Here is a 23,490-nt window from a genome sequence, read left to right as displayed (position 1 = left end):
AGAATGGTGAAACAGAAAACCGGAAAGCAGGATGAGTGTAGGGATGTCTTCTGAAAATTGTTTAATGAAATTACCGCGTTTTCGCGACAAAAATGGGCAGGATACGATAGCCATTGAGCGTATCCTGTACCTGAGTGCCGGGGGAAATTATACCGTTTTTCATTTGAAAGAAGGAGAAAAGATCGTAACGTCTTTGTCGCTGAGCAGTTACGCTCCTTTATTGGAACAACACGGATTTTTGCGCGTTCATAAGTCGTATCTGTTGAATACGGATTATTTGCGTGAATGCTTAAACATCCGGAACCATTTTTTGATCTTACCTGATGGTGAAAAAATAGAAATAGCCCGGCGGCGGCGCAGTGCGTTAAGGCAGCAGAGTAGATTACAACGGATTGAGTAGCCTTTTCTCTTCCATTGATTTTTGGGTCGGGGCATTGAATGCCCTGACTTTTTTATGTTTAACTAATGCCTGACCCGGCTAAAATAATAACCATCCTACAGATTAAAGTATATATTTGAAGGATATAAATGCAGAAACGGCCCTCCGAAATGTTTGACCGGAATTTTTCAACACCTATTAACTTTGGCACTCGGATTTCATAATCCAAAAAATGGATGAAAGCTAAATTATACCTTTTCCTTTTCCCTTTCTTTTTCTGCTTTTCCGGCCACGCCCAACAACCGATCATTGTCACGGATAGTGTGGCGGCAGTGAGTGTGGGTGAATTTGCTTCCGTTTTTAAGGACAAAGAAGGTACGATGCCGTTTGAAAAAGTGCAACAGCAGGCCTTTTTGCCCAACCAAGAGGCATCGTTTCGGTTTTATTTCTCGCCCGGTGTTTTTTGGTTTCGGTTTCGGGTCGACAATCAAAGCCGGCTCAACCAAAACAACTGGTATTTTTTATGGAGCGACGGCCTGAATAACCACGTTGATCTATACTTGCCCCAACAAAATGGAAGCTATAAAGTGTTGAAGGGAGGCATTTTAGCAAAGGCATCCGAGAAAGCATATCAAGGACTGTTTCCTCTTTATACATTGGGGGCACTTCCCGACAGTACTGTTCAGACATTTTATGTAAGGTTGGAAGCAGGTGGCTCGCTCAACGGTCAACTGACCTTAATGACCCATCAGGCTTTTATTGATGTCATGCCAACTATGTTGGCAATGGTATGGTTGGTCATTGGTGTTCAGTTGTTGAGAGTGCTCTACAATATAATTTTGGCCCGTTACATTCGCAACATTGCTTTTCGGTGGTATAGCTTTCATACAGTGATAGTTACGCTTTCTGTGTTGGGTTCATTTGGGGTAACAGGCAATGTTTTGAGTCATTATCCTGAATGGGGTGGTTTTTTCAATTCGATATTTTATCAACTAATGCCCGCTACCTATACGCTTTTCATCTATGCTTTGCTCAACATACGTGTTAATTACCCTCGCCTTCGCGGGGTATTCTTTTTCATCATTGGCAGTAGTTTTCTTCAGGTGCCTTTGTATTTTGTAGTGCCTCAAACCAATCTTCTCATATTTCATAATTATCTTTTTTTATTCACCGAGGCATTTTTGAGTGTTATTTGCATTTATTCATTAGTCAAACGACTTCCAATGAATAAATACCTGTTGATTCCATGCTTTTTTACGTTGATTCCCTTTGCGTTTTTAAACTTAAGTGCACTGGGTCACATCAATTATAGCTGGATTTATCCGATGATTTACATTACCAATTTTCTGGAAATCTTAGCACTTGCCTTGGTATTGGGGAAAATTATCGAAGCTACCGAACAGGAAAAGCTCAAGACGCAACAGGCGCTTTTGGTAGAAAAATTAGAAGCCGAAAAGCTGCAGGAATTGGATGCTGTCAAATCACGTTTTTTTACCAACATCTCGCACGAGTTTCGGACGCCGCTCACGCTTTTGGTTGGACCGCTCACGGATATGGGCAAAAAATATCCCGCCGAAAAGATCATTCCTGCCATGCAGCGGAATGTAAATCGGCTGCAAAACCTTATCAATCAGTTGCTCGATCTGTCAAAGTTGGAAGCCAAACAGCTAAAGGTAGAATGGGTCGAGAGCGATCTGTCCGTTTTCCTGCAACAACTCCTGGCATCGTATGAATCATTGGCCCAAAATCGAAAAATTCTTTTTAACTATTCGCAAAACCGAACCACCTTCCGTACCTTTTTTGATGCCGACAAAATAGAGAAGATCGTCACCAATCTGTTGTCCAATGCTTTCAAATTTACCCCCGAAAACGGCCGCATCATTGTAAATGTAAATCATTCGGAGAATTGGCTGACTTTAAAGGTACAGGATTACGGCATCGGAATTGAGGCCGACCGTATTCCGCACATTTTTGATCGTTTTTATCAGGTACAGACCGATATTCAGCGCAATTACGAAGGAACAGGCATCGGATTGGCGTTGGTCAAAGAACTCGTGGAAGTGCTCAACGGTCGGATTTCGGTCGAAAGTAAACCCGGCCGGGGAACAGCATTTACCGTAATGTTACCTCAAGCACCTGCCTCGATGCCCCGAACACAGCCGGGAGATGCCGTTGGTCAACCGTTAAAGCCACTGTTTATCGGGCAGGAAGAGCGCCCGGAGCAGATAGCTTCGGCGGAGCCGTTGGGCGAGACAGACCGTAGCGGGCAATTGCCCATTTTATTGATTGTAGAAGATAATTCCGATCTGCGGGCGTACGTGCGCAGCATCTTTGAGCATAATTATCAAATCATTGAAGCAATCGATGGAGAAATCGGTCTGCAAAAAGCCTTTGAATATGTGCCCGATGCCGTGGTGTGTGATCTGATGATGCCGCGATTGGACGGTTTGGCTTTTTGCCAAACATTGAAGTCCGACATTCGAACCAATCATATTCCGGTAGTCATGCTCACCGCCAAAGCGACCCTCGACGACCGCCTCGAAGGCCTTAAACTGGGAGCCGATGATTATCTTTCCAAGCCGTTCAACCGTGAAGAATTAGAGATACGAATACAAAACCTTTTGAAGCAACGGGAAACCCTGCGCCAAAAATATGCCCTGAAAGTGAGAGAGATTGACGCTGAGAACGAAAAAGAAGCAACACCCGACGACCCGTTTTTGCAGAAAGCCCGGGAGATTGTCAAAGCTCATTTGAGCAATAGCAGTTTTGACGTTGAGCAATTCTGTAAGCTAATGGGGATGAGTCGCACCAATTTACACCGCAAATTGAAAGCGCTTACCGAAACTTCCACCACGGAGTTTATCCGAGTGATACGTTTACAGCGGGCGGCCCAACTCCTCCGACAACGCGCAGGAACGGTGTCGGAGATTGCTTACAAGGTAGGTTTTGAAAGTTTGCCTTACTTTTCAAAATCATTTCAGGAACAGTTTGGCATATCGCCCTCCGAGTGGGCTCATCGGGTAGATTCCGCTTCGTGGAAAAGGAGTGAGGAACTGTAGAACTGCAAAATGTAAAACTGATAAACTGAAAAACTGCAAAATGTAAAACTGAAAAAGGGTAGAGAATCTAAAACAGGTAAATCGTAAAATCTAAAACTGTAAAATGTAAAACAGGAAAAGCAGGATACTTTTATAGCAATGAACCAAACAACCGCCTTCTGCAAAGAGGCGGTTGTTTGGTTTTGTAAGTTATTGATAATCAATGATTGAAACATTGGAGTAAATGAAGTGAAACAATAGAGGAAACAATTTTTCAGGGATGGAACATAAGGGCAAGAAAACGGAACATACCTGCTAACGCCCGCAAAGAAGTCGAAAATACCTTTGTGTAGATTCTTTGTACAGGTTTTCAGCAATGATCTATAAACCATTCTCTGCCTTATGAAAAGCTTTACCTCAGGACTTATCGCTGGATTTTGTTTCTCTTTATCCGCCTATTGTCAGGAACTCACCTTGCAAAAACATTCCGTCTCCACTTCCGAGGGACTCAGCATCGCGGCAGCTTTTTCGGGACACCGCACCAATCCCGACGCCGTCACCAATCCCGTTCCTGACGGCCCTTGGCTGCGCCAATTCTCTACACTTTTATTGGAGCGTATTTCGTACCCGGAACGCGGCAAAGCATACGACATTGAAGGAAAAATGTTTGTCACCGTTGGCATAGATGCTCGCGGCAAGGTGCAGGTACTATCGTTTGACCAAAGCCTGGGCGCCGATTTTGAACAGGCCATCCGCGCGGCTGTGGGGCAGTTGTCGCGATCAAAGATCAGACATTTGGCGTTGCCCTTGGGCGGCTATATTCGCTTTACCCTACCCATCTGTTTTAAAGAATAAACATTGGTTTCTGCCCGGTTCAGGTCATTTTTTCTTTGTAAGAGGGGTGAAGTATATTCTTGATAACTCATTGATAATCAACAATTGGAACATGTGAGTAAAGTGGTTGGAACATTAGAGGAAAAGATTCTTCAACGCCGGAACATGTAAGCAAAGGATTGAAACATATGTGCTAACACTCCCGGCCGACGGCCGGTAATTTTGAGCCTGACGTTCTGATAACCCTTTACGATATGATAACTCCATTGATTTTGTCGCTATCCCTGCTTGGCCTGTGGATCGCTTATAAAAAAGCCAATCGACGGCATAAGGACTTGTACGCTCCGGTACATTACCTCCGGCAATTAAGAAAATCTTCCAAAAACCAATAAAAAAATGTACTCAACCATGGACGCTTTTGCCCAAACCCGGCAGGATATATTGGGCGCTCAATCGGCTGTTTATAAAATCCAATGGCCGACACGATTGGCAGTATTTACGTGTTGGATCGTCTTTGCCGCAGCCGGTATTTATTTCCCTCTTACGGTTGGAGCAGCGCTTTTCAGCATCGGGTTTCTGAACTATGTATTTTTACTTAGTTTTCGAATCAGCAACAACTTTTTTTCCAAACCCCCAACGCTCCACAATGAGGTGCCCAAAGAAGCACGACGTTGGCCGACTTTCTCCCTTTTAGTGCCGCTCAAACACGAAGATGAGGTCATTCACGCCACACTTCAGGCTATTGAAGCCCTCGAGTACCCCAAACATCTCGTGCAGGTCATCATTGTGGTGGAAGAAACCGATATGCTGACCCGCCGGAGCCTCAGTACATTGACGTTGCCGGATTATTTTCAACTGCTGTTGATCCCTGAGCTTCCGCCCTATACCAAAGGAAGAGCGTTATTGCACGCGTTGCCGATTGCCACGGGGCAATACCTTGCAGTCTACGACGCAGAAAGCCGCCCCGAAGCAAGCCAACTCCGAAAGGCCGCGCTTGCCTTGGTGCAGGCCAACGGGCCTACCTGTTTTCAGGCTAAGATCAGCATTTCCAATGCCTCGTCAAGTTGGATAAGCCGTCAGTTTGCGGGCGAATACAGCGAATGGTACGAGCGCCACATGAGCGCGCTTTCGGCGCAGGGATTGCCCTTTGGTTTGGGTGGCAACTCGTTTTTTCTGGCCCGGGCTGAATTGGAAAAGGCCGGTGCGTGGGATCCTTTTAACGTAACGGAAGATGCTGATCTGAGCGTAAGGTTGGTAGAACAGGGTGTTAAACTACGTTTGTTGGAAAGCATCACCACCGAAAGTTGTCCCGAAACGGTTGTCGGGTGGACCAACCAACGGACGCGTTGGAACAAAGGGCTGTTCATTACGCAGTTGGTACATCTGCGTCGTACGCTGTTGCGCGGAGGATTTGGCACAGAAGGCTGGTGTAGTTTTTGGATGCCGATGATGAGCGCGGCGGTCATTCCGTTTTTCAACCTTTATATTCCTTTCTACATGGGAATGAGCCGATTACCCTATAGTGCAATCTTGCTGATGAGTGTGAGTTTGTGGCTGCTGCTGGGCTTTAATTTGGGTTGTTCCTGGGTCATTAATGTAAAAACCTACCGCCGTTTGGGCATACACCGGTCGTCCTTTGGGGTGCTTTCAGACTCTTTCTTCTATTTGTTTCTGCACTTGGGAGCGGGTTTTAAAGCCTACTTCGAATATTTTTTGGCACCGATGCATTGGCATAAAACCGAGCATGTGGAGCAGGAAAAGCCAAAACTGCAAGTTGCTTCCCTTGAAACTCAATTTTCCCTGACGTAATCCATATTTCCTAAATCTTACAGTTATGGCATCTTTAAAATATTTCCTATGCGCTGTTGGACTGCTGTGTGCGGGGATTTTATCAGCTGCGCCCACAAAAAGCCCCGGCAAACATCGTTCAGTACCCGTAGCTACTGTTACTTGGATAGGTGGAACGGCGGGTTTTGAGCACGACTGGAACAGGGCTTCCAACTGGTCCACCAACACCGTTCCCGGCAGTGGTGATAATGTGACCATCCCGGCGGTAACCATATCCAATGATCCGGCTCTCACTACCAATGTCACTATTCAGTCTTTGGAGGTGCAGACAAACGGCTATCTTTCTACCAATGGCTTTACCCTCACTATTTCAGGGGCCGGCACAAATCTCAGTTTGTATTGTATGGGAACCATAGTGAACGCGGGTACGATCAACATTACGGCGACCTCGGATGCTCTGCAATTGGATGGCAACGCCGATTTTTTTAACAACGGCACCCTCAACGTAACAACCACCGGCAATTATGGCATTAAAATAGGCGGCTCCGCTTTATTGAACAACGGCGGGACCATCAACAGCACAGGCAATTCGGGCTCGTTGTTTTTGTCGGGCAATAATACGCCCGTGGAGATGGTGAAGAACTACGGCAAAATGAATTTGACCAACCAGATTGAAAAATACTCCGACAAGCTTCACAACTATCCTTGCGGAGTCATTTACCTTACTGCCGGAGAAGTGTATAATAACGGCGGGCAAATAATCAACGAAGGTTTTTTCAGCGCACCGGCTAATTTGAATGGTCCGGCGGCTGATTTTATCAATAATGGTATCCTTTACGTCGATGGTTCGGCTTCGTTTACAAATAATAAAATTCAGCTCAATAAAAACCCGACAGGCACAACAATTTTCACCTTTGCAGGGAGCAATGACTTAACCGTCGCCGGAATTTACAGTAATGCCGCTGCTACCACATTGGCAGGAGGATATACGCAGGCAACCAATACATTTACGCATTTTGGTTTGTCGGCCGGTTCGCAAACACTCTACGCCAAAATCACCCGCCCGGGCGGAGCCTGCTCCCAAATAGTACCGTTTACGTTTGAGGTAGAAAATACTTCCGCTTTCACTACTCACCCCACCGGCCAAACGCTGTGTCCGGGGAGTTCTGCCGTATTTACGGTGGCAATTGCGGGGGCTTCCGGTTACCAATGGCAGCTCAATACAGGAGGGGGTTGGAACAACGTGCCGGCCACAAGCCCATATTCCACTACTGCCACTCCTACGCTCACTATCAGCAACGTCACGGGCTTAAATGGCTATCAGTACCGCTGCGTAGCGACAGGTGCAGGCGGGGCAAGTGTTACGTCCAACGCCGCCACTCTGACTGTCAGCGCCGGAGGCGGCTCAAGCCCTACCGGCATTCTCACCTGGACGGGTGCAGTGGATACGGATTGGAATACGCCCTGTAATTGGTCTCCTTCAAGCGTTCCCAGGGCCACCAACGACGTGGTGATTCCGAATACGACCAACAAACCCACCATCAACACCGCCGCCGTGGCTCAATCGGTAGAGGTACAAATGGGGGCTATGCTTACTATTGCGGCAACTAAGAGTGTGACTGTCAATGGCTCAAGAACTGTGGCGTCTCTTCATGCTGGATTTCATAATGCAGGGACGGTTCATAACAACGGTCAGCTTATTCTGGGAAATGTAAGCAGTGTAGGTGAGTACGGACTTTTCAGCACAGGCACTTTCAACAACAACACCGGCGCAGAAATTACGATAGACCGAGCAACGAGTAGAGGCCTGAGCAATGGTTTAGGAGGGATCTTTACCAACGCAGGCAAAATTACCATTGGAGCTACGGCAAGTGTGGGGGAAAATGGAATTTTTAACAACGCAGCTTTCAACAACAATGCAGGTGGAGAAATCAACATTAATAACTCAAGAAACTCGGGCTTGTATAATTTTAGTGGCACTTTCACCAATGCCGCTACCATCACCATTGGAGCTACTGCAAGTGTAGGAAAGTCTGGAGTTTATAATTCCACAACCTTTAACAACACAGGAGGAGAGATAAAAATTGATAGGTCAACTTCTTTCGGTTTGAGTAATGATTTTGGGGGTACTTTTAACAATAATGCCACCATCACTATTGGAGCTACTGCAAGTGTAGGACTGTATGGAATTTATAATTCCTCCACCTTTAACAATACAGGAGGAGTGATACAAATTGATAACTCAACAACTACGGGCTTGGTAAATAGTTATGGTACCTTTACTAACGCTGCTACCATCACCATCGGAGCTAACGCAGGTGTAGGGCTTTACGGGCTTTATAATTCCTCCACTTTTAACAACACAGGAGGGGAGATAAAAATTGATAGGTCAATGAATGTTGGTTTGAGTAACGGTAATAACCTTACCAATGCTGCTAAAATTACCATTGGAGCTACGGCAAGTGTGGGGACGTATGGGCTTACAAACGATGGAACAATCAATAACAACGCCTGCGGCAAACTCATTATGGCGTCGGGCATTGCCCAAAACAATGCCTCCGGAACCATGATCAATGCGGGACTGGTACAAGTAGCCAATAACCTTAAAAATGACGGCACCTTTACCAATAACGGCGTTTTGAAATACGGCTCCCTCACGGGCTCCGTGACCAACGGCACCAACCCATCGCTCATCGTCAACAATTCTCCGACGCCTATCTTCACCTATGGCGGTACCTACGATGGCGTCATCAACGGGATTTTTAAAGATTCTTTGGCTACCCTCTCGGCAGGGACATTTACCGCTCCTAATACCTTTACGCCTTCGGGTTTGCCCGGTGGCAGCCAAACCCTGTACGCCAAAATCACCCCGGCGGGCGGAGCGTGCAGCTACGTGGTGCCGTTCCGTTTTGTGATTGCCCAAGGCGTGTATACCTGGACGGGGGCGTTGTCTAAAGAGTGGAATACCCCCGGCAACTGGCTGTTGGAAGGCAGTATTCCGACCGTTGCCCCGACATTTGGTTCAACCTTGGGTAACCATACGCTGATTCCCGTGGTGGCCAACGGCAATTATCCCGAAGTGAGTGCCGCTTCGGGTGCCCGCTCCGTCACGATTGCTGCCAATGCCTCGCTCACGGTCAAGAGTACCGGCAATTTGAAAATTGTGGGCAGTGATCTGGACGGCGTAACCAACGCGGGTACGTTTACCAACAACGGAACGGTGCTGATCGACTCTTCGTACAACGACGGATTTGCGAACCAAACGGGCGCATCACTCATCAACACCAATGCCCTGTCGATTCAAAAGGGAACGGGCAATCGCCTTGAAAACTACGGCAGCATCAACAACAGCGGTACGTTTACCGTAGGCGGAGGCCTGGCCACGGCCATCCTCAATCACCCCGCAGCCACCCTGACCAATACCTCCACTTTTGAGGTAAGCGGCGGATTAACGGGAGGCATCCTCAACCAAGGGACGGTAGATAATTCCGGGCAAATGACTTTCAGGGGCGGTGTTTCCGAGACTCTGTTTATCAATCAGGAAACTGTCAAGAATCGCCCCGGGGCTAATATGACCGTATCCGGCCACAAATTGCTCCTATTTGACAATCAAAAACTGGTGGAGAACGAGGGTAATTTTAATGTTACAAACGGAGGAGATAGGGGATTTGACAATCGCTCAGGGGCAACGCTGCGGAATAAGGCCGGTGCTGTGTTTAAGGTTTCCAATACTGAAAAGAGAATTTTTACAAACAGCGGATACATTGAGAATTACCATACATTCAGTATAAAAGACAGTAAAGATTCCTGTCTGTACAACACAGCAACGGGCGAAATTCTTAATCAGGGCAGTTGGGAGATTGCGGGATCAAGTCAAATTCTCTTTTATAATTTAGGGAAATTTACGCAGGGCAGTACTCTACTATCGTTAACCGGTACCGGTAAAGCAGGGTTAGTTAATGCGGGTACTTTTTTGAGCAGTACCGGTTGTATTATAGGGGGAAGTGCATTAGGGGGAAGTCACATTTTGAATACCTCTACGGGTCTATTTGAGAATAACTGTACTATATCATTTGCCGGAGCCGGCAGTCCTTTTATCAAGAATCAAGGCCGCTATACTCACTTGAGTGGCAATATTAATGCGAATGGCATTAACCTTTTTTTTGAAAACGAAAACTATGCCCATATCAACGTACCCATGGTTGCAGGGTCGATGAATAAATTATTTATAAACAGTGATACCCTTATTTTAGGCCCACAAGCGAGCATTACTTCTACCAGTGGTGGGAACGGTATTTCTATCACCAACACAAGTACGGGTTATGTACATTCAGAAGCTGATTTTGCCATTATATATTCAACCATCATAGATAATGCAGGTAAAATGGTCTTGGGCAGTCAGTCTGCCATTAGTGGAGTGGATATGGATACGCCCATCATCAATACGGGCAATCTTACCAACGAAGGCAGTCTGAACTTTACACGCTTTGGCGGCTATGGCATTGATAACTCGGGGACGTTCAGCAACAAAGGGCGTTTTGAAACGGCCAACAGCGACAAGAGCATCCACAACAACGGCGGTACCATCGAAAATTCCGGTGTCATGGAAATCGATTCCGTTTTTCGGGATGCGGTCTTGCAGGAAGGCAGCGGCAGTAGTTTTACCAACACCGGTACGGGGCAGATCAACGTGGATTTTGTGTTTGGCAACGGCATCAACAACACCGCCGGCAGTTTTGTCAACAACGGTGAAATTATGATTGCTCAGACGGACACCGTTGCGCTGTCGGGCATCAACAATGCCGGTACGTTCCAAAACAACAAACTCATGCGCATTGGCGGCGTGGGTAAAATCAAACAGCACGGAATTTACAATACGGGTACGCTGACCAATACCACCAACAGCCGGATAATTCTCCAAAGTGCAGAGGGCTCGGGCATTACCAATCAGGGAGGAGCGGTGACCAACCAAGCCTGTGCCTACATCGAATCAACGCCCGTGATTCTCAACGCCGCAGGAACGTTCAGCAATGCGGGTATTATCACCAAGCATTCGGATAACCTCATGGCAGTCAGCACTATCAGCAGTAACACGGGCACCATCGTCAATGAAGATGCCGATGCATTTACCGTGACGGGCACCAACAGCGGCGTGTCATTGGGCGCAACCTCCATTGCTTATAACGGCTCTCCGTATGGGAATACCGGTACGGCCTCGGTCACGCTGACGGGAGCCGTCGGAGGGGTTTTCAGCGCAACACCGTCGGGGTTGTCGCTCAACACCTCCACCGGCGCCGTCGATTTGGCGGCTTCTGCGCCTCAATCGTACACGGTTACGTATACCGTCATGGCGGCCGGCGGCGGTTGTCCGGCCGTGACCGACACCGCGAACTTGGTAGTGGTGGCTCCAACGCCGGGAAAGCTATATGTGTGGACAGGTGCCGTAAATAACCAATGGCACACCACGGGCAACTGGCTGGTAGATGGCAGTGTCCCGACGACATTACCCGCTTTTGGGTCAACGTTGGGTAATCCGGTGCAGATCCCTGTGGTAGGCAACGGGCGCTATCCGGAAGTAACCACGGCCGCCGGTGCCCGTTCGTTAAGTATTGCGGCCAACGCCTCACTCACGGTCAAAAGTACCGGAAACCTGAAAGCGGTTGGCAGTGATACCGATGGCGTAACCAACGCGGGTACGTTTACCAACAACGGAACAGTATTGATTGACTCTTCGTACAACGACGGATTTGTGAACCAAACGGGCGCTTCACTCATCAATACCAATGTTTTGACGATTCAGAGGGGAACGGGCAACCGCCTCGAAAACTACGGAAGCCTCAACAACAGCGGTACGTTTACCGTAGGTGGAGGCCTGGCCACGGCTATCCTCAATCACCCCGCGGCTACCCTGACCAATACCTCCACTTTTGAGGTAAGTGGCGGGTTAACGGGAGGCATCCTCAACCAAGGGACGGTAGATAATTCCGGGCAAATGACTTTCAGCGGCGGCGTTTCCGAGACTTTGTTTATCAATCAGGAAACCGTTAAGAATCGCCCCGGAGCTACAATGACCATACGTAACCATGGTTCACTGCTTTTTGATAATCAAAAATTAGTGGAAAATGAGGGGACTTTTACTATAAAGGATGGATTTGAAAGGGGGGCTATTAACCGACAAGGCGCGACGATACGGAACAAGGCAGGAGGAACACTGAGTGTGAGCGCGATTTATAGAGCCATTTTTAGAAACGGCGGTCTTCTTGAGAACTACCATATAGTGTCTTTTTCCGGTTCTCCTGATACCTGTTTCTATAACCTGCCAACGGGGGAAGTTAAGAATGAGGCTAGTTTTAGCCTGAGTAGTGCCGGTTCGAGTAATAATAATGGGGAGATGATTAACTTGGGGAAATTTACCCATGGTTCGGTAGGAGCTTTAAGTTTCAATGGTGTGGGTAGTGTAGGATTTAAAAACGGCGGTATATTTTTGAGTAGTGTAGGTTGTGTGATTACTTACACATCTTCCACTGACCTACTTCTGAACCTGCCAAATGCGGTATTTGAAAATAAGTGTGCTACTACATTTAACAGTTCACGAAATCCTATTGTGAATCAAGGGCGATACACGCATACAGCCGGTAGCTTTACTGTGGCGAATATGAACATTGTACTGCAAAATTCAGGTTATGCAGAGATCAATGTGCCTTTTATTCAAACAGGCCAGATGGGTCAATACTTTGTCAATAGTGATACGTTGATTTTAGGGCCTCAAACGGTTGTTAATACGAACAATCCTCCTTCTCATGGCACACCACTGACCAATACAAGTACGGGTTATGTACATTCAGAGGCTGATATAAACATTATTGGTACCACTACCATCATAGATAATGCGGGCAAAATGATATTGGGCAGTCAGTCTTCCATTAGTGGGGTGGATATGGATACACCCATCATCAATACCGGCAATCTTACCAACGAAGGCAGTCTCCATCTGACCCGCTTTGGCGGCTATAGTATTGATAACTCAGGAATTTTTTCCAACAAAGGAAGTTTTGAAACGAGGAACAGCGGTAAAAGCATCTACAACAACGGCGGTACCTTCGAAAATTCGGGTACGATCACTATAGACTCGGTCTTTCTTCATGCGGTGTTGCAGGAAGGAAGCGGCAGCGGTTTTACCAACACAGCCACGGGGAAAATCAACATTGATTTTGTGTTCGGCAACGGGGTCAACAATACCGCCGGCAATTTTATCAATAACGGTGAGCTGCTCATTGCCCAAACCGATACCATTGCGCTCTTGGGCATCCATAATGCAGGCACATTCCGCAACAATCACCTGCTGCGCATCGGCGGTAAGGGTAACATCAGACTGAACGCCATCACAAATACGGGTAATTTTGCCAATGCCGGCTCAGGACAAATGTATCTCAAAAGTACGGCAGGATTCGGTTTTTATAACCAAGGCGGAAGCATGGAGAACTGCGGTTCTGTTGAATCTGTACCTGCGATTGTCAATGCTTCGGGAACGTTTGTCAATTCGGGTACTATCCTGAAAAAAGAGGACGGCATCACGCAGGTAAGTAATATCAGCAACAACGTAGGAACCATCACCAATCAGGATGCTGATGCTTTCAATGCCCCAACTTCGGCGGTTGTGACCAATACCACCAACGCAGGCCCTATGTGCGTGAGTGCCACCCGCGCCCTGACGGCCACCCCAACGGGTGGAGTATTCAGTGTGATAGGTGCCGGCACTATCAACGCCGGTATTTTGACCGCTACAGGCGTAGGAACTTTAAAAGTGATTTATACCTACTCATCGTTGGGGGGCTGTACGTTTACCGACACGGTAGCAATAAATGTAACAACGCTCTCTGTGCCAACAGCTACACTCACGCAGCCGACCTGCTCGGTTTCGACGGGCACTGCCGTCGTGAATGCCACCGGTAGCGGTTCGTTGGAATATTCCAAAGACGGCACCAACTGGGTCAGCAGCAGCACCTTCAGCGGATTGGCTCCGGGTAATTATACATTCTCGGTTCGTTTGCAAAGCAGCCCCACCTGTGTATCTACATCGACGCAGCAGACCATCAACGCGGTTGTCAGTCCAAGTGCGAGTATCGGTTATGCGGGCAACCCTTACACAAATACGGGTACAGCTTCGGTGAGCCTGACCGGTAGCGCAGGCGGTGTTTTCAACTCCACTACGGGCTTGTCCATCCATGCCGGCAGCGGAGAAATTAATTTAGCCCTGAGTACGCCGGGCAATTATACAGTGACCTATACCATTGCTGCCAACGGCAGTTGCGCACAGTTCCAGACCACGGCATCGGTGCAGATCAACTCCTCGGTGCGTGTTGTTTACGTCAATGCGGGCAATACCGCTCCGGCTCAGGACGGCAGCAGTTGGGCCAAAGCCTTCGCAGGTTTGCAGGCAGGCCTGAGCGCGGCATCAGTGTCGGTGGGTCAGGACGTTCAGATTTGGGTAGCCCAAGGTACGTATGTTCCGGGCACGTTGCGCCGCGATGTGTTCGAGATTCCATCAGGGGTGCAGGTATATGGGGGCTTTGCCGGCGGTGAAACGAGGCTCGCTGATCGCAACTGGAACACGCATAAGACCATTCTCAGTGGGGAGATCGGCAGCACTGCCCTGAATGACAACGTCAACCACGTCGTGGTGCTGAGTGCCACGAATGCCGCCACGCGTCTGGACGGTTTCACGATCGAAAAAGGGTTCGCTGATTTTGTAAGTCCCACTCAGAACACCGAGCTGACCGAACCCACTATTTTATCGTCCGGTGGGGGTATCTTGGTGATCAATAAGAGCCGTGGGGTAATTACCAACTGCGTCATTACCAACAACCGTGCCATTGCAGGGGGCGGTATCCTGTTGCAGGACAGTAGTAAAGTCAGCATCACTAAGAGCGTCGTTTGGGGCAATGAAGCCACTTTTGGCGGGGGAATCTATGTGTTGGGAGGCAGTCGTCCTGAGCTTAATAATGTGCTGATCGTTACCAACAAAGGCATCGGAGGAGGAATGTATGTTAATCACAGTGAGCCGAAGTTGTTGCATTGTACACTTTCGTCGAATCAGGGCAGCAACGGCACGGCGGGCGGTATTTTCAACAGCAACGCTTTGACGAGTGTAAAGAACAGCATTGTTTGGGGCAATTCATCGCCCCAGAGTACAGCGGGCAGTGTGGTAAGTTACAGTTTGGTGGAAGGCGGTCATGTGGGAACCAATAACGTGAGTCAGAATCCGCTGTTTGTCAATGCGACGCCGAGTGGGTTGGCTCCGATGGGCGGTTTGGGGGATTATCATCTGCAAAACTGCTCGCCGGCGATCAATGCCGGGGATAATGCGGGCGCACCGACGGAGGACTTGGAAGGCACTATTCGTCCTTATGCGTTGGGTACCGCGATTGTGGATATGGGTGTGTATGAGAGTCAAAGCACGGGTGGTGCCGGCCCTGCCCTCCTGACGGTCAGTGAAAACATCACAGGCGGTACGGTATTAAAGTCCGGTGGCAGGATCACGGCGACCAATCAAGTGTCGGGCGGAACGGTAGAATACCGAGGGGGAGAATCGGTGACGTTGTTGCCGGGTTTCGGTGCTACGGGTGCGGTTTTCCAAGCAGTGATCGGCGGCTGTCAGACGAATGTGCCAACCAATAAGATAGGAGATACACAAAAATAGCAGAGAGAGTGTTTTTTTTTAGCAGCAAGTGACAGGCAGAGAGATACTGCCTGTCACTTGCTTTTTTATAGTCTTACATAATTATATATTTGGGATTCTGAGCAATTTATAGATGCACTAATGCCTACAGGTTGTTTTGATTTACCCTCTATGAAAAACCTCTGCTTTCTCTTCATTTGTCTGCCGCTATGGAGTAGCAGTCAGACGCTTGAACTTGTTAAAACTTCTGAATCTTACCCGATTACGCCGGTAGCGGGTTTGTACAGAGATGTTACCGGCCAACTTTCGTTTGAACAGATCCAAAAACAAAAATTTGTGCCGATTCGGAAAAGAGGCCTTCTTTTTCCTTTTGGCGATGCAGCCTCCTGGCTTAAAATAACACTGACCAACCGGCACCCTGAACGAAAACAGTGGGTACTGGAATGGGATAATCCAATGGCGGAAGTCGTCGATTTTTATGTCTCCGACAATACCGGCAACTATCAGGTCAAAAAAACGGGGGTTGTCATAACGGGTAATCGGATCTTAATGGCCGAGAATAAGCCTTATTTTGAATTCGACCTGGATTATGAGGCTACCAAAACTGTTTTTATTAGGGTCAAAGGACAACGGGCACATTTTGCTTCGGTCGCGCTCTTTTCGGAAAAAGCATATTATCGTCATGATTTGATACAAAGCAATCTCTACGGTTTTTTGTCGGGAGCGATGGCTATTCGCCTGTTCTATGTATTTCTGTTAGCCATATTTGCCGTCAAAGACAAGGATTTCAGGCAATATTCGGTGCTTTTGGTGGCTCGTTCGATTGCGTTTTGGGGGTTGCACGGTATTCTTGGCAACTTTTTTTTAAACCCTAATTCTGCCCTGATCGTCAGTTTTCTTTCGTTTCATATTTTACCGTTGGGCCTGATTGTAGCATTTAGAGTGATTTTTCCTGGCAAACGGTTCCCTTTGTGGGTCGATAGAATACTTCAATTGATCATTGTGATCAACATTCTTCTGGCAGTTTCGGTCCTGTTTGGATATCGTTGGCAACTGCTTTTAGCCAGTACCTACTTAGTGATCGTTACCCAATTGTTTATTTTGGCGATGTATGTATTTGCCATTATTAAAAAATACCCGATCAATTGGAATTACTCAGTGGCGTATTTATTAGGGCTCGGCAGTTATATTTTTATACAAATGCGGTTGGTAGGCTGGGTAGGTTTTGCATGGATTTCTCCTGTAGCCCTGCTTTTCTTTATGCTTGAATTTCTCGTTTTTGGCTATTTTTTGGGGCGTATTGTGATTGATTATGAACGCAATAGAGCGCTATCGTTGCAGGAGCTGTCGTTTACTAAAGAGCAGGCGGTTCGGGTACAGGAATTGGACCGTCTCAAAACGCGCTTTTTTACCAATATCTCTCATGAGTTCCGAACGCCACTTACACTTTTGAGCGGTCCGCTGGAAGAGATTCGGCAAAAATACCCGAAAGAGGGAATGATACCTATGATGCAGCGCAACGTAAAACGCCTGCAGGTACTGATCAATCAATTATTGGATCTGTCAAAACTGGAAGCGGGTGAATTCAGGGTCGAAGCCCAACACGGTGATATTGCCACGTTCTTTTCATACATTTTTTCTTCCTTTGAATCACTGGCCCAAAATCAAAATATTCATTTCAACGTGAGTCAAAGTCATCGTTCTTTTGAAACGTATTTTGATGCCGATAAAATCGAAAAGATCACCACCAACTTACTTTCCAACGCCTTTAAATTTACCCCTGCCAACGGCCGGGTTATGATAAAAGTTATGTATGAAACCATAGGTTTCGAGTGCAGGGCGGTATTGGAAGTACAAGACAATGGCATCGGAATAGACGCTCAACAGTTGCCTCTGATATTTGATCGTTTTTATCAGATAGACGATACGGCTCTACGCAATTATGAGGGCACCGGCATCGGGTTGGCATTGGTCAAAGAGTTAGTGGATCTGTTGAAAGGAACTGTTACGGTAAAAAGCGATGTAAACAGCGGAACAACTTTTAGGGTTGAATTGCCTTTGCCAAAACCAACGCAGGAAATAACAACGGACTTTAGCCCCAACTCACCGCTTGATTACCAACCGGAATCAGTGATTAAGGTATCTACGGAAGGGCCCGCCGTTGTGAGTCTTCATTTATCTGAAACACTCCCTATTCTGCTGATCGTGGAAGATAATCCCGACCTTCTGCTGTACTTGAGGGGTATATTTGAGCCTTATTATCAAATAGTTGAGGCATTGAATGGGCAAATTGGCCTTGAATTGGCTTTTGAAATCGTTCCGGATATTGTCGTGACCGATCTGATGATGCCGAAGCTCGATGGATTTGAATTGTGTCAACAACTGAAATCCGATCAACGTACCAGCCATATTCCCGTGGTATTGCTTACCGCTAAAGCTACCTTGGCCGACCGTCTGGAAGGGTACGAACTTGGCGCTGACGATTACTTACAAAAGCCGTTCAATAAAGAAGAATTATTGGTAAGGGTCAAAAATTTGGTCCAACAACGCGCATTATTGCGACAAAAATTCAGTCTGCTGTCTCCCGATCCTTTGGAGCAATCCACCACGGCCTCTCAAGATCAGGAAAAGCAGTTCATTCAAAAAGCTCATGCGATTGTAGAAGCGCATTTGAGTGATAGCCGTTTCGATATAGAGGACTTCTGCAAAGAAATAGGGATGAGTCGTACCAATCTTCACCGTAAACTGAAAGCACTGACAGGTGTTTCAACCACTGAGTTTATTCGAAAAATACGTTTAGAAAAAGCAGCACAACTCTTGCGACAACGTAACGTAACGGTGTCGGAGATTGCTTACCGGGTCGGATTTGAGAGTTTGCCTTATTTTTCAAAGTCATTTCAGGAACAATTTGGAATGTCGCCTTCAGAATACGCCCGAAACGCCTAGATATCCGTGTCGGTTTGCTTAGGTGTCTTTCCGGTACTCTTCCGGTAACAGGCAGTAATTCAAGGTTTTCTGCCTATTGCATTTCTGAAAAAGGGTATAAAGTCTATCCGGATGTCGATTCAATGCTCGCTTGATAATTATTTGGTGACAGATGTTAAAAAAGAATGCTCAATTATGTAGGTTTACGTCTTATACCCATAACATATAGTATTCTATCAAACCCGTACAGCACTGTTGTACGGGTTTATTGATGTTATAGGGCTTTCTTATAAAGTTACCGAATCAGCTGATCACTATACTTCTTTTTACACAAAATGCCATACGATCTTCAAGTCGTATGGCATTTTGTGTATTACTGAACGGCTCGATAATTATGAAAAAAAAGGACGCCTGATAATACCGCAAAAAGCAGTTGGTAATAAAACAGTCGTCACTCTCAGGCGGATTATTAATTTTATATATTACAAAATCAATTTTTATAACCTATTGATAATCAATGAATGGAACATGTGAGGAAAGGGTTTGGAACATTAGAGGAAAAGATTCTTTAACACCGGAACATATTAGCAAAGGATTGGAACATACGTACTAATCCCGAGAGGGGTTCTCCCGGTAGCTTTGAGGTATAAAAAATGCCAAATAAACCCTGCCGATGAAAAACCTTTTCTACCTCTTTGTCGTGTTATTGTTCAGTCAAACAACCGTTGCTCAAACCAAGACCTGGACCGGAACGGAAAGCACCGCCTGGAATGCCGCCAACAACTGGTCACCGGCCGGAGAGCCGGCTGCAACCAATATTGTTGTGCTCCCCGCCTCTCCCGCCAACCAACCCACCATCAGCACGGCCGCCGTGGCCAAGTCAGTAGAGATACAGGCAGGAGCCACGCTCACCAACGCCGCAACCGGCAGCCTGACCATCAACAGTTCAAATTTCTATAACGGACTGGGAACCTGTGGTTTCTACAACGCCGGGACAGTTCAAAATAACGGACAGCTTGTTTTGGGAAATACCGCGGCAGTTGGGAGTTATGGACTGTATAACTTAGCTGTTTTTAATAATAATACCGGGGCTGAGATCAGGATTGACCGCGCAGGCAGTATCGGCCTGTACAATTCAACCGGCGGTACGTTCACCAACGCCGCCGGCATTACCATTGGTGCGGTGGCAAATGGGACAACCGGTATTTTCAACAACGCCACATTCAATACGACCGGTTGCGGAAAAACCATCGTTGTTCGGGGGAGCATTCAGAATTATGTATCTATTACCAACACCGGTTTGATGCAGGTCGCCGGCGAACTCCGTAATTCGGGAACGTTTACTAACCAAAGCGTCTTAAAATATGTTACACTCACCGGTACCGTGACCAATTCCGCTAATTCGGCGGTTATTGTCAATAATACTCCCACGCCCATCTTCACCTACGGAGGTGCCTTTACCGGTACCGTCAACGGCATTTTTACCGATGAGGCCGCCACGGTATCGGCGGGTACTTTCGCCGCGCCCAATTCATTTACGCCTTCCGGCCTGTCGGGCGGTACGCAGACCTTATATGCCAAGATCATACCTTCCGGCGGAGCGTGTAGTTACATTGTACCGTTCACGTATTTTGTTGTTCCTGTCAGCTGGACCGGAGCTGTGAGTACTGATTGGGGAAATGCGGCAAACTGGTCACCGGCAACGGTGCCAACGGCACAGGATGATGTGATGATACCGGCAGCTCCCGTCAACCGGCCCACCATCAGCACCGCTGCTTTTGCTCAATCGGTGGAAGTACAGGCGGGAGCGGTACTTACCAATGCCGCATCGGGCAGCCTGACCATCAATGGTTCAAGGACACAGACAATAAGCGGAAGCAGTCGTACCGTTGGTTTATACAGCCCGGGTATCATTCACAACAACGGCAGGATTGCAATTGGCAATGCCGGTACAATAAGAGATTATGGTCTTTGGACCAACGCCGACTTCAACAACAATGCAGGCAGTGAGTTGGCCATTGATAATTCAAACTATATAGATTTGAACACTACGGGTGGTGTTTTTACCAATGCTGCCACGATCAGGATCGGACAAACGGCAAGTGTGACGAACACCGGCATTAGAAATCAGGCGGTATTTACCAATAACGTCTGCGGCAAAATCATCATGAAAGGCAACCTTCAAAATGACGCGTCCAAAACCTTCACCAATGCCGGTTTGGTGCAGACAACTGCCTACGTGAATAACGGAACGTTTACAAATCAAGGTGTTTTGAAGTATGGATCACTTTTCGGCAGTGTGACCAATACGGCCAATTCAGCGGTGATCGTTAACGATACTCCCACGCCCATTTTCACGTATGGCGGTACCTACGACGGTATCGTAAACGGTATCTTCACCGATGCCGCCGCTACCGTATCGGCGGGTACTTTCGCCGCGCCCAATTCGTTCACATCTTCGGGCCTGACGGGCGGTACCCAAACCTTATACGCCAAAATTACCCCTTCGGGCGGGGCTTGTAGCTATATCGTGCCGTTTACGTATGTATCGCCCGGCTTTACTGCGCAACCAATCAGCCAACTACTTTGTCCCGGAAGCATTGCTGCTTTTACAGTAGCCGTGACCAACGCCACCTCCTACCAATGGCAGCTCAACAACGGAAGCGGTTGGACGAATGTACCGGCCACGGCTCCTTACTCAAATGTGACCACGACCGCGCTCGCCATCAGCAATGTGAACGGTTTGTCGGGCAATCAGTACCGATGTGTGGCCACCGGTCCCGGTGGAAGCACCAACTCCAATGCCGCAACCCTCACCATAAGTGCTACGGCGGTCAGTACCCCCACCGGTACTATCACTTGGACGGGTACCGCCGGTACAGATTGGAATGCCTTCTGCAATTGGTCGCCTACGAGCGTGCCCACGGCCGGCAATGATGTCGTGATCCCGGCGGCACCCGTCAATCAACCCACCATCAGCACGGCCGCCGTAGCCAAGTCGGTAGAGGTACAGGCGGGAGCTACGCTTACCACTGCCGCGACCGGCAGCCTGACCATCAACGACTCAAAGAGCTATCTGATCAGCAGCGTTACTTATACGATTGGATTTTATAATGCCGGAACGGTTCACCACAATGGCCAATTGATTCTCGGCAATACAGCGGTAATAGGTCAATATGGGCTTTTTAATACCGCTACTTTCTACAGCAATGCCGACGCAGAGATCAGTATTGACCGATCCACCCATACCGGTCTGCACAATACGCTCGGCGCGACGTTTAACAATGCCGCCGACATAGTCCTCGGAGCCGCAGTAAGTACCGGATCTTATGGTTTGGGCAATGTCGGAACATTTAACCATACCGGCGGAGAGATCCGTATCGACCGCACAACGCAGGCCGGTCTGGCCAATTCGTACAGTGGAGGAACTTTCACCAACTCAGCCAAAATCATCATCGGTGCCAACGCGAATGTGGGTTTATATGGACTTGATAACACTAAAAACTTCACGAACGCCGCCGCCGGAGAAATTACCATTGACAGAAGCACTTCGGTTGGTTTGAAAAATGACTACAGTACAGTCTTTACAAACGCCGGTAAGATAACCCTCGGGGCCACCGCAAATGTGGGAAACTATGGGATAGGCAATCTAGGGGCATTTAACCATAATGCAGGTGGAGAACTCACGATAAATCAGGCTACCGTTGGCGGCATAAGCAATGGCTTTGGTACGTTTACCAATGCGGCCGTTATCACCATAGGAGCAACGAACAGCGTGGGAACCTACGGAATTAATAATACCGGAGGAACTTTTAACAACAGCAATTGCGGGAAGGTCATCATCGCAAACGGGAATCTCCGAAACAACTCCGCATTTACCAATGCCGGACTCTTTCAACTTGCCGACAGTCTAAAGAATACGAACACATTTACCAATACGGGTGTATTGAAGTACGGCACACTTACGGGCAGTGTGACCAATACGGCCAATTCGGCGATCATTGTCAATAATACGCCTACGCCCATTTTTACCTACGGCGGTACCTACGACGGTGTCGTGAACGGTATCTTCACCGATGCCGCCGCTACCGTATCGGCGGGGACATTCAGCGCTCCCAATGCCTTCACTCCGGCTCTCGCCCTGCCGTCAGGTTCACAAACCTTATATGCCAAGCTCACCCCGGCGGGCGGAGCGTGCAGTTATGCAGTGCCCTTTATGTATGTGAATCCTGCGGCCGTTGCGGATTACACCATCAGTACTGCAGGGGGCACGATTATCCTCACCGATGTGTCCGGTGCGGGCGAAACCCTGAGTGTCAGTGAGAGCGGCTCCAACATTCGGTTTGTGGTGACGGGCAAAACCTATAGCCTGAATGGCGGCGGCATTACCTCGTTCTCCATTACACCTGCGACTATTGGCATTGCCGGCAAAACGGGCATTGTACTCAACGCCGGCGGGGGCGATGATGTGATTCAGGTAGGCGCTTTTATGACGGTATTCCCTTCACTGACCATTAACGGCGGTACGGGCAACGACCAAGTGTTTATGAATGGTAGCATCACGTTTGCGCCGGGAGCAATATTGGATCTGGACTTACACAACGACGAGGTTGTTCCGGGGCTGGATTCCGTCACGATTTCGACGGGAGCCAACCTGATACTGTCGGCGGCAACGCTGGGAAGGGCGGTAATCATGGTAAAGTGATCAATGGTTTCAGGGTTGGTGCAACTATAAAATTATGTCTTCTAAACTATTGATAATTAACTATTTAAACATTAGAGGTAAGGTTTTGGAACATTAGAGGAAAAGATATTTCAGCAGTGGAACATGAGAGCAAAGGATTGGA

General features: G+C 47.8%; 7 protein-coding genes. All 7 read left to right on the top strand.

The features are described 5' to 3' along the window. The first annotated feature begins 64 nt into the window (after positions 1–64). The 7 genes from ACQY73_RS11680 (at position 65) to ACQY73_RS11650 (ending at position 23,348) form a co-directional block, all read left to right on the top strand. The gene (locus ACQY73_RS11680) at positions 65–400 is read left to right on the top strand and encodes a LytR/AlgR family response regulator transcription factor (protein WP_428665832.1); all 336 of its coding nucleotides are present in this window, start codon (positions 65–67) and stop codon (positions 398–400) included. Between the two features lie 215 nt (positions 401–615). Next, on the top strand, positions 616–3,438 hold the full coding sequence (locus tag ACQY73_RS11675) for an ATP-binding protein (RefSeq protein ID WP_428665829.1): 2,823 nt from the start codon (positions 616–618) through the stop codon (positions 3,436–3,438). A 381-nt stretch (positions 3,439–3,819) separates the two neighbouring features. Next, positions 3,820–4,272 (top strand): hypothetical protein, encoded by a 453-nt coding sequence (locus tag ACQY73_RS11670; protein WP_428665827.1) that lies wholly within the window; start codon positions 3,820–3,822, stop codon positions 4,270–4,272. Positions 4,273–4,647: 375 nt separating this feature from the next. Further along, positions 4,648–6,060, top strand: a complete 1,413-nt coding sequence (locus ACQY73_RS11665; protein WP_428665824.1) for a glycosyltransferase — start codon at positions 4,648–4,650, stop codon at positions 6,058–6,060. A gap of 25 nt (positions 6,061–6,085) precedes the next feature. After that, complete coding sequence (locus tag ACQY73_RS11660) at positions 6,086–15,739, top strand: 3-coathanger stack domain-containing protein (RefSeq protein WP_428665822.1); 9,654 nt, start codon at positions 6,086–6,088, stop codon at positions 15,737–15,739. A gap of 150 nt (positions 15,740–15,889) precedes the next feature. After that, a complete protein-coding gene (locus tag ACQY73_RS11655; protein WP_428665819.1) occupies positions 15,890–18,664 on the top strand; it encodes an ATP-binding protein in 2,775 nt (924 codons plus the stop codon). A gap of 652 nt (positions 18,665–19,316) precedes the next feature. Continuing rightward, complete coding sequence (locus tag ACQY73_RS11650; protein WP_428665816.1) at positions 19,317–23,348, top strand: beta strand repeat-containing protein; 4,032 nt, start codon at positions 19,317–19,319, stop codon at positions 23,346–23,348. The last annotated feature ends 142 nt before the right edge of the window (positions 23,349–23,490 follow it).

It is taken from the genome of Runella sp. (assembly GCF_965279615.1).
Lineage (GTDB): Bacteria > Bacteroidota > Bacteroidia > Cytophagales > Spirosomataceae > Runella.
The sequence above is the reverse complement of the archived record's forward strand: the minus strand, read 5'-3'. Positions and strand labels throughout refer to the sequence as shown.